Annotated in this window: 11 protein-coding genes; 1 reads left to right on the top strand and 10 read right to left on the bottom strand. The window is 54.9% G+C overall.

Annotated elements, in window-relative coordinates:
• Nucleotides 1–137 precede the first annotated feature (137 nt).
• The 5 genes from ACI7RC_RS22525 to ACI7RC_RS22505 all read right to left on the bottom strand — a co-directional run bounded on the left by ACI7RC_RS22525 (nucleotide 138) and on the right by ACI7RC_RS22505 (nucleotide 5099).
• On the bottom strand, nucleotides 138–1691 hold the full coding sequence (locus tag ACI7RC_RS22525) for a DHA2 family efflux MFS transporter permease subunit (protein ID WP_408110440.1): 1554 nt from the start codon (nucleotides 1689–1691) through the stop codon (nucleotides 138–140).
• Nucleotides 1692–1703: 12 nt separating this feature from the next.
• A complete protein-coding gene (locus ACI7RC_RS22520; protein WP_408110439.1) occupies nucleotides 1704–2360 on the bottom strand; it encodes an HlyD family secretion protein in 657 nt (218 codons plus the stop codon).
• A 79-nt stretch (nucleotides 2361–2439) separates the two neighbouring features.
• The gene (locus tag ACI7RC_RS22515) at nucleotides 2440–3012 is read right to left on the bottom strand and encodes a hypothetical protein (protein ID WP_019121249.1); all 573 of its coding nucleotides are present in this window, start codon (nucleotides 3010–3012) and stop codon (nucleotides 2440–2442) included.
• 49 nt (nucleotides 3013–3061) lie between these two features.
• A complete protein-coding gene (locus ACI7RC_RS22510; protein WP_408110438.1) occupies nucleotides 3062–3658 on the bottom strand; it encodes a TetR/AcrR family transcriptional regulator in 597 nt (198 codons plus the stop codon).
• A gap of 121 nt (nucleotides 3659–3779) precedes the next feature.
• Nucleotides 3780–5099: a uracil-xanthine permease family protein gene (locus ACI7RC_RS22505; RefSeq protein WP_408110437.1), complete on the bottom strand. Its 1320-nt coding sequence runs from the start codon at nucleotides 5097–5099 to the stop codon at nucleotides 3780–3782.
• A 226-nt stretch (nucleotides 5100–5325) separates the two neighbouring features.
• Here ACI7RC_RS22505 and ACI7RC_RS22500 point away from each other — a divergent pair, with 226 nt between their 5' ends.
• Nucleotides 5326–6303, top strand: coding sequence for an aromatic ring-hydroxylating dioxygenase subunit alpha (locus tag ACI7RC_RS22500; protein WP_408110444.1), 978 nt, complete (start codon nucleotides 5326–5328; stop codon nucleotides 6301–6303).
• 61 nt (nucleotides 6304–6364) lie between these two features.
• Here ACI7RC_RS22500 and deoC read toward each other — a convergent pair whose 3' ends face one another.
• The 5 genes from deoC to ACI7RC_RS22475 are packed head-to-tail and all read right to left on the bottom strand — an operon-like array spanning nucleotide 6365 to nucleotide 11463.
• The gene (gene deoC, locus ACI7RC_RS22495) at nucleotides 6365–7051 is read right to left on the bottom strand and encodes a deoxyribose-phosphate aldolase (protein WP_019121245.1); all 687 of its coding nucleotides are present in this window, start codon (nucleotides 7049–7051) and stop codon (nucleotides 6365–6367) included.
• 25 nt (nucleotides 7052–7076) lie between these two features.
• Nucleotides 7077–8003: a ribokinase gene (rbsK, locus tag ACI7RC_RS22490; protein ID WP_408110436.1), complete on the bottom strand. Its 927-nt coding sequence runs from the start codon at nucleotides 8001–8003 to the stop codon at nucleotides 7077–7079.
• A gap of 16 nt (nucleotides 8004–8019) precedes the next feature.
• The gene (locus ACI7RC_RS22485; RefSeq protein WP_408110435.1) at nucleotides 8020–9003 is read right to left on the bottom strand and encodes a substrate-binding domain-containing protein; all 984 of its coding nucleotides are present in this window, start codon (nucleotides 9001–9003) and stop codon (nucleotides 8020–8022) included.
• 23 nt (nucleotides 9004–9026) lie between these two features.
• Nucleotides 9027–9968, bottom strand: coding sequence for an ABC transporter permease (locus tag ACI7RC_RS22480; RefSeq protein WP_408110434.1), 942 nt, complete (start codon nucleotides 9966–9968; stop codon nucleotides 9027–9029).
• Nucleotide 9969: 1 nt separating this feature from the next.
• Entirely contained in the window at nucleotides 9970–11463 is a 1494-nt protein-coding gene (locus tag ACI7RC_RS22475) for a sugar ABC transporter ATP-binding protein (protein ID WP_486303984.1), read from the bottom strand.
• Between the last annotated feature and the right edge of the window lie 24 nt (nucleotides 11464–11487).

Below are 11487 nucleotides of genomic sequence, written 5' to 3'. Positions count from 1 at the left end.
TGACGTACAACAAACATTGTACGACACGAACTTTTACCTATTTTTTCACAATATCAAATGGAACAAGAAGAGCCAACCGCTCCTTTTGTTCCATTTTTCATATCTCGCTTTTCAATTATTGGCGGTAAGCGCGCAAATTATTCTGCCGGCATCGTCTGTTCATATCGGGAGCCGGGCGCCAGTTTTCTCTCTTTCACCAACAGGGTAACCCCGAGAGCCGCAAACAGGACGACCGCTACCGCCAACAAGCTGTCCTGCAGGGCGTGTATAGAGGCGTATTTTTTCACCAGCTGACCGACCATTTGTACAGCCAAAATAGCGGCATCCTGTGCCGACAAGCCCTGGCTCACAAACAGCTGCTCCCATTGATGGATGACTTCCGTATGGATCGGCCCTGTGGCTGTGACACTCTCCGCCAAATGGGCCGCATGCTGGACGCTGCGATGGGCAAACAGGCTGATCAGGGCTGCGATTCCCACCGAGGTAGCCACCTGCCGGCAGACATTGGTTATGACCGAGGCGGCGGGAACCCGATTCTGATCGGGAATGCATATCAGCGGTATTTGCATTGACGTCATCAGGCAAAGCCCCAGGCCGATCCCCCGCAATGCGAGCAGCCACTGCAAATGTGTATAGCCGGTATCAAGATCGACAGCGGCAATCCACAGACCGGAGATGGCGCAGAGGAGAATCCCTGTGAATACGAACGGCTTCAGTCCGGTTTTGAACGCGAGGAAGCCGCACAAAGGCGTGATCACTCCGGAAGCAATCGCCTGCGGGAGAAGCAAAAGACCTGTATCCATCGCGGAGTGGCCCAGCATGTTCTCTGAGTAGATCGGCAGCAGGTAGATCAAGCCAAAGTTCCCTGCCATCAGCAGGCTGTTGACCAGCAGGCCCAAAGAAAAGTCGCGAATGAGAAATAAACGGACGTCGACCAGCGGATGCTCTGTGGAAAGCTCCCGCACGACAAACAGGACCAAGGCCGCAAGCGCCGTCAAAAACAGCGAGACGATGCAGAACGAATCCCAGCCCCATTCTTCTCCTTTGGTGCAAGCCAGCAGCAGGGCTACCAGCATGACTGCGGAAAAGAGAAAGCCGGGCAGATCAAACGGATGGTTCTTTTTCGGCTCGCTCTCCTGCAAAAAGCGCCAAACCAGCAGCATCGCCAGCAGCCCAAACGGAATATTCACCGTGAAAATCAACCGCCAATCCAGATACTGTACGAAATAGCCGCTTAGGACAGGGCCGATCGCCGGGGCGACAAAAACGGAGATGCCGAACACGCCCATGGCTGGACCGATTTTTTCCCGCGGTACGACATACTGAATCATCGACTGGCCGATCGTCATCATCAACCCGCCGCCGACGGCTTGAATGATCCGGGACGCCACCATGGTGCCGCTGCTCCAGGCGAATCCGCAGAAGCACGATCCCAGCGTGAACAGGAAGAGGCTGGCGAGGTAGCTCTTTTTTAGCCCGAAACGCGTGCTGGCGTACCCGGAGAGCGGAATAATCGCTGCCATCGCCAGGGTATACGCAGTGATCACCCACTGAATCTCGTCGGCAGAAACCCCGAATACGCTCATCATCTCCGGAATCGCCACATTGACGATGCTCGTATCGAGGACGGCCATGAACGTGCCGAGGACAATCGCAAAGACGCCGGGCCAAAAATTTTTCTGCGGGTTCATCTGCTCACCCCCTCATCTCACGTGAATGGCAACGGCGGCATTGATTCCGGGACGAAGATCAACCGTTTCGTCAAAAAAACCGATCTTCACCGGAATTCGCTGTGTCACCTTGGTAAAGTTGCCTCCGGCATTGACGGGCGGCAAGAGCGAAAAAGCAGATTGGGCGGCCTCCCCGAGCTTGATTACCTTGCCTTGAAACCTCCTGCCCGGATACATGTCGAGGGTGATATCGACCAGCTGCCCCTCCTTGACCAGCCGGGCCTCTGTCTCTTCCACATTTGCCTGCACGTACAATTGGGTTTTGTCAACGACCAGCGCCACCGTGCTGCCGGCGCCGACCACTTCTCCCGCTTTTGCTGTCCGCTGCAGGATGACGCCGCTGATCGGAGAACGGATCAGCAGATGCTCCAGCACTCCCCCGGCAGCCGGCGTCGACTCTTCTTGTTCGGCGACGACCTGGTTTGCTTGCACCTGGCTGCCTTCGTCAAACAATAGCCGTTTGATCTTGCCGGCGACTTTCGGGGCAATCTTGTAAATATCCCCTGTAACAATGGCGTCTTCCGTCTTTACGTAATAGTAATTCTGGTAGCCGTAATAACCAGCTGTACCGGCAAACACCAGTATGATGACCATAACGAGAAGGAGAAGCTTCCCCCGGTTTTTATCCATCCTGCAATACCATCCTTTCTTTTTCCAAACCGACCGTCGGTATAGATATGGATAATAAGTAAGGAGCGACCCGGTCTTGCTACGCTCCCGTTTTGCTGCCTTTTTGTTTGAGGTAGTATTGACGGCCGAGGAAACGAACCAAAAAAGTAACGGCAAAGCCGAGAATGTTCCAGGTATGAACCAGCATAATCCCGATTTCTCCCGGGATGACATTCAGCGTATACAGCACGGCGAAGGCAAATGACAGGCCAAACGAAAGCGCCCATGCCGCCGTAAGCCAATAGTTGGTGGAAACGAATAGCGGTTGATCATGAAACTGTGGGGCGACCGTCTTTTTGGCGTACTGCAAGGTAAACGGCTTTTTGACAAGCAAGGAAAGGATCGTCGTCAAGGTTAAGATGCCGTAAACGAACAATTGGGTAAAGTCAAACAAACGGACGTCCGGAAAGAGGATGGCGATGGCCAGGCTGCAGAAAAAATACCAGGTCTTCACTTTAATGATCGTATTTACCTCGCCAAATCGCCTTTTTTGGAACAAGCGGATCGCTAAAGTAAGCAGCAGTCCGACGGAAAAGCCGACAACCGGCGGGTGTAGTTGAAAGGCGACAAAAAACGGAATCAAATCAAGGACAATCCAAAACAACATGTTCATAGACGGCCCACTCCTTGGTAAGATATAAGATACAAATCAAAAAAATCGATTAATCGCGCAGAATGCGCATCAAGATTTGCAGGATGTCTTCCTCGTCGAGAGGTCTTTCGCCCTGCTGGATGATTCCGAGGATTCCCGAGCCAAACATGTGGGCTACCAGATACTGCGCGGTTTTTCGTGCGTCTAACGCCTTGGAGATCGCACCGCCCTCCTGTCCGGTCTCAATCCACTTCGTCTGCAATGTCACGCTAAACTCGTAAAAGCGGCGAAGAATCTCGGCAATCTCCGGTTTTTCTTTCTGGCTGAGCAGGTAGACAAAAATCTGCAGTGCTACGTTGCCCTCCGCTCTCATCATCTGAGAAAAACCCTTGATGATCGCTCGCAGCGGAGTTTGCAGATCTCCTCTCGCGCTCTTGCTAACTTGCAGGGCAAAATTTTCGTTCACCTGTTCCAGCTTGGATTGCAAGACCAGGGCAAACAGTTCATCCTTGCTCTGCACGTAGTGGTAAATCGCGCCCTTGGAGAGCCCGGTCCGCTTGATAATCTCCTGCAGTGTAGTCTGACTGCAGCCCCGTTCGCGAATAATTTCTTCTGTCGTCGCCAGCAGCAGTTGAAAACTGGGATTGGTATGGAAAGATTGAGTCATATCGCTTCTCCTTTGCTTGTTGACTTGTCATGAAAATAGTTTACAAACCGGCGGTCGGTTTGTAAAGAAAAAAATAAAAGAATCGCCGCTGCGGGCAAGCCTAGCGACGATTCTTTTTCCTTCACTGCACCTTATGTCTTTCCGCCGGAATCAGCAAATTGAGCAGCACCGCGCCCAAGGCGCCAACGGTAATGCCCGAGGACAAAATGTAGCTGGCGAAGTCAGGCAGACCCTGCAGCACGTCTTTCGGAAGCACCGTTACCGCGATGGTAAGCAGCACCGGGATACCGATCACCATCATGTTTCGCTCGTCAATCGCGATCGGTTGGATCACCTTCATGCCGTTCGTAATGATCGCTACGCAGACGATTCCAAAGATCCCGTTGATCACCGGTTCGGGGATGCACGTAATCGCGGCAGACAGTTTGGGAACCAGTCCGAGTGCGACCAGAATGCCGCCCGCTGTCATAATCGCCATGCGGCTCCCGACACCGGTCACGGCAATCAGTCCGGCGTTTGAGGAATAGCCTGTCATCGGTGTCCCGCCGAAGAGAGCGGCGAAAAAGCAGCCGATGCCCTCGCCCGCTGCAGCGCGGTTCAGACGTTGTTCAGACAATTCGCTGCCCGTGACACTGGAGACGACGAACCAGGTCCCAGTCGTCTCGATCAAGATGATCAGGTAGACAAACGCCATCGTCAGCACCGCACTCCAATCGAACACTGGTGCACCGTACGGCAACAGCTTTGGCAGAGACAGCCACGCCGCCTCCTGCACCCGCGAAAAATCCACCGTGCCGAAAAACGATGCGGTAACCGTTCCGGCAACGATGGCGATGATCACGGAGATGAGCCGGAAAAAGGTGCCGGCACCCTGCGCTTTTTTTCCGAGCAAGATGCAGATGACGAGTACGGCCGCCGAAACCGCCGCAACCAGGCAGTTCACGCCGATGCTGCCGGGAGCGTTGTAGATGTTGCCCATGCCAATCGGCATTAAGGCGATGCCGACGATGATGATCACCGTACCGCCGACCAGTGGAGGAATGATCTTTCGCACCGCCTTGGCAAACAGCCTGAGCGGATAGCCGAGCAGGGCGATGAGCAGTGCGCCGGGAATCAACGCCCCGGTGACCGCGCCCAGCCCCAGTTTTCCGCCAATCGCGGCGATCGCCCCGATCGGCACGTAGGATGGACCCTGCACCACCGGCAGCCGCATGCCGAAACCCGATTGGATCAGGGTAGCGATGCCGGTGCCCAGGAAGCACATTTGGATGAAGAATGACGTATTCCCCTTGTCGAGGGCTAAAAGTCCCGCAATAATGATAGGCGCGATGTACAAATCCATCGCCAGTACATGTTGAAGGCCAAGCAAGAACGCCTTCCCGAATCCGATTTTGTCGTCGACGCCGACGACCAGACGAACGCCCTGACGCGTCTGTTCCACTGGTTTCTTCCTCCCCTGTTTTGTTTTCACGGATAGTTGATAGGAACCTATTTTTCCGTTAATGATTTGGATAGGCATCATTATAGTCGATAAATGTCGAATTGCCTAGTGAATTCACGTACATTTTTTATATAAAAAAAGAAAATGTTCGTATTTTATTGACTCCCCTCCGCAGTCTTGCTTACAATAGTAGCGACATCACTAAGAGAAGAAGGGAATGCCCGATATGAACACGCTCGATGCCGTGCTTAGCCGCGATTGGATCGTCGCCTGCCGCTCCATTGACGTAGCGGACAAACCGCTGCAGGTAACCATCATGGGAGAGAGGATTGTCTTGTACAGAAGCACTGACGGAATCCGTGCATTCAAGGACCTGTGCATCCACCGCGGTGCCGCGCTGTCGCTCGGGTGCGTTCGCGACGGCCACCTCGTCTGCCCGTATCACGGCTGGGAATACGACGCTTCCGGCAGCTGCGTAAAAATCCCGCAGCTCCCGGCTGATCAAGCCATTCCGGCCAAAGCGCGGGCCATCTCCTACAGCTGCATGGAACAGTACGGTTTTATCTGGGTAAACCTCGCCAGCAACGAGCCCGAGCTGCTGCCATACCCGGAATTCTTCCAGCCCGGTTACCGCAATGTCGTCTGGGGCCCGCAGGAGGTCAACGCCAATCCGCCGCGCATTGTGGAGAACTTCCTCGACGTCGGTCACCTCGCCGTTGTCCACGAAGGCTACCTCGGGACTTCCACGCATCAGGAAATCGGCGATTACCGCGTCCACCTGGACGAATCAGGCATCCGTTCCGATGAAATCGCCATTTTCCAACCTGACCCCGACGGTTCGGGCCAGGCCAAGTACGTCTACTACACCTATGAAATCTTGCGGCCGCTGACGGTCCGCTTTACCAAGCGGGATCGGGAAACCGACCAGCGGATGTCGATTCTGCTGACCGTCCGCCCGGTGGAAGAGGGGCATTCTGTCGCCTACGGCATCCTCTCATTCAACTACGACACGGGAACGACCGACGAGGAAATCATTCAATTCCAGGACATGATCTTCGCGCAGGACAAGCCGATCGTGGAAAACCAGAAGCCGGAACACCTGCCGCTCGATCTGCAAGCAGAACTGTCGCTGAAAATCGACCGCGTCAGCATCGCCTACCGCAAGTACCTGGCTGAACTGGGTGTCAAGCTGGGCACCGCATGACGCCAAAAAACCCTCGAACCGCGGCATTTCGCCTGATTCGAGGGTTTTTCAAGTCGTCCAGTCAATATCCGGATGAATCGGCTGTCTTGGCTCCAGTCACGATCGCCACGCTGGCACTGGCTCCGATCCGGTTGGCCCCGGCGCCAATCATGGCGGCGCAATCTTCGTAGCTGCGAATGCCGCCCGACGCCTTTACGCCGACGTCCGTGCCTACCGTCTCGCGCATGATCCGGACGTGCTCTGCCGTGGCACCAGCCGTGCCGAAACCGGTCGATGTCTTTACAAAATCGAGACCAGTCTCCTTCGCCAGTTTGCAAACCTCCACAATCTGCGTCTCGTTCAGATAGCATGTCTCCAAAATGATCTTGATCACCAGCGGCTTCCCGACCTCTGAGCGCAACTGAACGAGTCGTTCCATCTCTCGTCTCACCAGATCGTATCTGCCGCAGAGCACGTCACTCAGGTTGACCACGTAATCGAGCTCATCTGCTCCATTGGCGACGGCGTCTTTTGCTTCAAAAAGCTTTGCCTCCGTCGTGGACGCTCCCAGCGGGAAGCCGATTACGGTACAAACCTTGACATCTGTGCCCTGCAAGGCCCGGGCTGCCAGCGGAACGAAGCAGGGATTGATGCAGACGGATGCAAAGCGGTATTCCTTTGCCTCGGTACAAAGCTGCAGGATTTGTGGATCGGTTGCGTTTGGTTTGAGCAGGGTGTGGTCGATGATATTTGCAAATGATGTTTGCACAGGTTTTTCTCTCCTCTCGAAAGCATTAGCGCTGCTGGAGAAAACGGGTTACTTCCGCTTTGGTCGGCATCGACGGGGCTGTTCCCGGTTTGGTGACGGACAGTGCTGCCACCGCATTGGCGCAGCGTATCGCCTCGCTGATGCTCTGGCCTTCTGCCAACGCATGGGCCAGCCCGCCGTTAAATGCGTCGCCGGCGCCGGTCGTATCGACCGCGTCCACTTGGAAACCGGGGTAGAGCGTTCCTGTGTTTCTGCCATTGTAGTAGTAACAGCCTTTTTTCCCGAGCGTGATGATGACTTGCGGCACTCCCCACTGATACAGTACTTTGGCTGCCAGGCAGGCGGATTCCTCATCCGTTACTTCGATTCCCGTCAAGAGAGAGGCTTCCGTCTCGTTGGGCGTAAGATAGGTCACTTTTTGCAGCAGCTCCTTGGAGATCTTCTGGTAAGGGGCCGGATTCAGAATAACGGGCACGCCGTGTTTCTGGGCGAGCTCCAGCGTCTTCTTTACCGCCTCAAGGCTGGTCTCCAGCTGGACGAGCACCACGGCAGAGTTGCGAATCGTCTCTTCCGCCTGTTCCACATCTGCGGATGTCAGTCTGCCGCATGCGCCCAAGGCGACGACAATCATGTTCTCGCTCTGATCGTCCACGGCGATCAGCGCAACCCCGGTCGCCTCCTCGCGATCAATAAACACGTAAGAAGTATCGATCCGTTCACGGGTAAAATTCTGCAGCGCATCCTTGCCGAATTGATCTTCGCCTACTTTTGTGACCATAAAGACCTGTGAGCCTTGTCTGGATGCAGCGACCGCCTGGTTCCCGCCCTTTCCTCCGGGACCCATGCGGAATGGGCCGCCCAGGACGGTTTCACCCGGCTTCGGCATATGCGGGGTGCGGCTCATCAGATCCACGACGTAACTCCCCACGACGGTAATGTGTCCCTGACTCACTTTACTTCCCTCCAAGCTATCTCGTTTTGACCTGGTCGATGTTTTCCTTGGTTACCAATGTGGAGTCCAGAATGACCGACTTCTCTACTGTCTCTCCTTTGGAAATTTTTTCTGCCGTTTTGATCGCTTCTTTTCCCAGGAAGTACGGAGGCTCTGCGATCGTCGCCTCCATTTTGCCGGAACGGATGGCATCGAGCGCAGGGTCGACGGCGTCGCAGCCGATCAGCGTGATCTTATCCAGCCGTCCGGCCGCTTCGATCGCAGCCAGTGCGCCAAGGGCCATCTCATCGTTGGCAGCGTAGACAGCGTCGATTTCCGGATTGGCCTGCAGGATGTTCTCCATCACGCTCATCGCTTTTCCGCGGTCAAAATCGGCTGCCTGCTGGGCGACGATTTTGATGTCGGGGTGCTTGGCGATCGCTTCATTAAATCCTTTGCTGCGGTCACGGGCTACGTTGGTCCCCATGATGCCTTGAATCTCCACCACTTTTCCCTTGCCGTTCAGCGCCTCGGCGATGAAATCACCAGCGATGTTGCCCGACTTGATCGCGTCAAACCCGATATGGGTGATGACTTCTCCGCCGTTCGATTGGCGATCGATCGTAAACACCGGGATGTTCTCGTCATTCGCTTTCTTCACCGCTTCCGCGATGGCGTCGCTGTCCGCCGGGTCGACGATTAAGATGTCCAGCTTTTGCTGCAGCAGGTTTTCCACATCGGCCAACTGCTGGCCGGGGTTGTTCTGCGCATCCGTCACGACCAGTTCGTAGCCCAAGTCCTTCGCCTGGGCTTCCGCCCCCTCTTTTACCGCCACGAAGAACGGATTATTCAGCGTGTTCATCGACAAGCCCACTTTCAGCTTCTTCTCAACTGGCGGCTGAGCAGACTCTCCCCCCTTCTGCTGGGCATCGCCGCTGCCATTGCCGCTGCCTCCGCACCCGGCCAGGAAAAGCGTTGCCGACAAAACGATGGTGATTGCCGAAAACAAACCTTTTTTCATGATGAATCCTCCTCCTTATCTTTCTATCTTGTTTTTATTTTGGAAAACTTGCTGTCGACCAGTACGGCCAGCAAGATGACCAAACCCTTGGCGATGCTCTGGTAAAACGGCGAAACGTTCATGAGATTCAGAACATTGTCGAGAATCCCCATGATTAACGCCCCGAACAGCGTGCCGACAATTCCGCCTCTGCCGCCGGCCAGGCTTGTCCCTCCGATGATCACGGCAGCGATTGCATCTAGTTCGATGCCCGTTCCGGCCGTTGGCTGTGCCGACATTAACCTGGATGTGTAGATAATCGCCGACAGGGCAGAGAGCAGACCGCCGATCCCGAAGACAGCCAGCTTGATCGTATTGACCGGAATCCCCGACAGCCGTGCCGCTTCTTCATTGCCCCCGATCGCGTAGATATAGCGGCCGAAGCTCGTGTAGCGGAGTACCCAGTACATTAGCGCAAAGACCGCCAGCATGATGATGATCGGCAGCGGCACGCCGGCAATTTTGCCGTTCCCGATATAGCGAAAGGCGTCATTGCTCACCACCACCGGGTACCCTTTGGTATAGACCAGCGTCATACCCCTGGCGATGACCATCACTGCCAGCGTGGTGATGAAGGAAGGAATTCCCCACCTGGTCACAAACAGTCCGTTGACGAGGCCAAACAGCAGCCCGACGAGCAAGGTCGCCGGAAGCACGACGACGAGCGGCAGCTTTGCTGCGATCATTCCGGCAGCGGCCGCCCCGGTGAAGGCGAGAACGGAACCGACTGACAGATCGATCCCGGCGATCAGGATGATCAGTGTCATTCCCGCCGCAATAATCGCCGTGATTGAGACCTGGCGTACCACATTCAACAGATTGTTTACCGTCAAAAATGAGTCGGACACAATGCCGGCTGCCAGGCACAAGGCTGCGAATATGATCAAAACACGGTATTTATTGACGAGTGCCAGTCCTTTTGTCACCTTATTTTCCCCCTGTTGCGTAAAGGAATATTTTTTCTTGTGTCGCTTCCCGGATCGGCATTTCGCCTGTGATCCTGCCCTCGTGCATCACGGCGATCCGATGGCTCATTCCCAGCAATTCCGGCATTTCGGAAGAGATCATAATGATGGCCAAACCTTGTTCTGTAAGGTTTTTCATTAACTGGTATATCTCGGCCTTGGCGCCGACGTCGATCCCCCTGGTCGGCTCATTGAGGATCAGCACCTTGGGGTTCATCTGCAGCCATTTGCCCAGCACCACTTTTTGCTGGTTGCCGCCGCTTAACGTCCCCGCTTCAACTGCGGGATCGTGCACCTTGATTTTCAGCAGGTCGACCCATTTCTCGACGATGGAGGTCTGTTTGTTCCTCTGCATCAAGGTCCCACCTGCGGAAATCCGTCGATAACTCGGCAAGAGAAGGTTCTCGAAAACCGACATGATCAGCACAAGCCCTTCCCCTTTGCGGTCGTCCGATACCAGCGCGATACCGGCATCGATCGCCTCGCGCGGAGATGTAATACGGTTTTTCCCATTTACGGTAATCGTCCCTTGCATGTGCGGGTAGAGTCCGAACAGCGCTTTCGATAGCTGAGTGCTGCCTGAACCCATCAACCCTCCGATACCGAGAATCTCGCCTTCGTGAACCTTCAGATTGATGTCGTGCAATTCCCCTTTGACCGAAAGATGTTCCACCGTTAGCACGGGCTTGCCCATCTTTTCGTTTCTTTCTGGATACAAGTCGGTAATATCCCGTCCCACCATCATCTTGACGATGTCATCCCTGGTGACTTCCCCGGTGTTGGCGCTGCCGATGTACTTGCCGTCGCGGAGCACGGAGATGCGGTCAGCGATTTGCTCCACCTCTTCCAGCCTGTGAGTAATGAAGATGATTGCCATGCCCTGCTTTTTTAGCTCCAACATGATCTGCAAGAGCTGCTTGGCATCCTCTCCATTCAACACGGCAGTCGGCTCGTCCATGATGATGATTTCAGAAGCGCAAGAAATCGCTTTGGCAATCTCGACCAGCTGCTGCTCCGCGATGCCGAGTTCGCTCACCAGTGTTTTGGGTGAAACATGCTTTAAGCCGACCCGATCCATCACCGCTTGCGCCTGCTGATGAAGCTGCTTCCAATCGATAACGCCCCTCACCCTGCGCGGCTCCCGCCCAAGGAAGATGTTCTCCGCAACGCTGAGGTAGGGCACCAGGTTAAATTCCTGATAGATAATGCTGATGCCCAGTGCTTGTGATGAACGGGGCCCTTGAATCACCGCCTTGCTGCCATTGATGTAGATGCTGCCTGCGTCAGGCTGATGGACGCCTGCCAACACTTTCATCAACGTTGATTTTCCTGCCCCGTTTTCTCCCAGGAGCGCGAGAATCTCGCCTTTTCTCACTTCGATGTCGACTTGATCCAGCGCCTTGACCCCTGGGAAGTGCTTGCAGATTCCCTCCATCTTTAAAGCGATCGTATCCAAGATGGTTCCCCCTTCCCCGTCTGC

Origin of the sequence: Brevibacillus sp. B_LB10_24, from assembly GCF_046036945.1 — a bacterium.
In the GTDB taxonomy this organism is placed as follows: Bacteria; Bacillota; Bacilli; order Brevibacillales; family Brevibacillaceae; genus Brevibacillus_C.
The sequence above is the reverse complement of the archived record's forward strand: the minus strand, read 5'-3'. Positions and strand labels throughout refer to the sequence as shown.

Bases quoted from the DNA above. Each gene is read 5' to 3' on its own strand.
- ACI7RC_RS22500 (WP_408110444.1), top strand. From the start codon at position 5,326: ATGAACACGCTCGATGCCGTGCTTAGCCGCGATTGGATCGTCGCCTGC.
- ACI7RC_RS22510 (WP_408110438.1), bottom strand. From the start codon at position 3,658: ATGACTCAATCTTTCCATACCAATCCCAGTTTTCAACTGCTGCTGGCG.
- ACI7RC_RS22520 (WP_408110439.1), bottom strand. From the start codon at position 2,360: ATGGATAAAAACCGGGGGAAGCTTCTCCTTCTCGTTATGGTCATCATA.
- ACI7RC_RS22515 (WP_019121249.1), bottom strand. From the start codon at position 3,012: ATGAACATGTTGTTTTGGATTGTCCTTGATTTGATTCCGTTTTTTGTC.
- ACI7RC_RS22525 (WP_408110440.1), bottom strand. From the start codon at position 1,691: ATGAACCCGCAGAAAAATTTTTGGCCCGGCGTCTTTGCGATTGTCCTC.
- ACI7RC_RS22485 (WP_408110435.1), bottom strand. From the start codon at position 9,003: ATGAAAAAAGGTTTGTTTTCGGCAATCACCATCGTTTTGTCGGCAACG.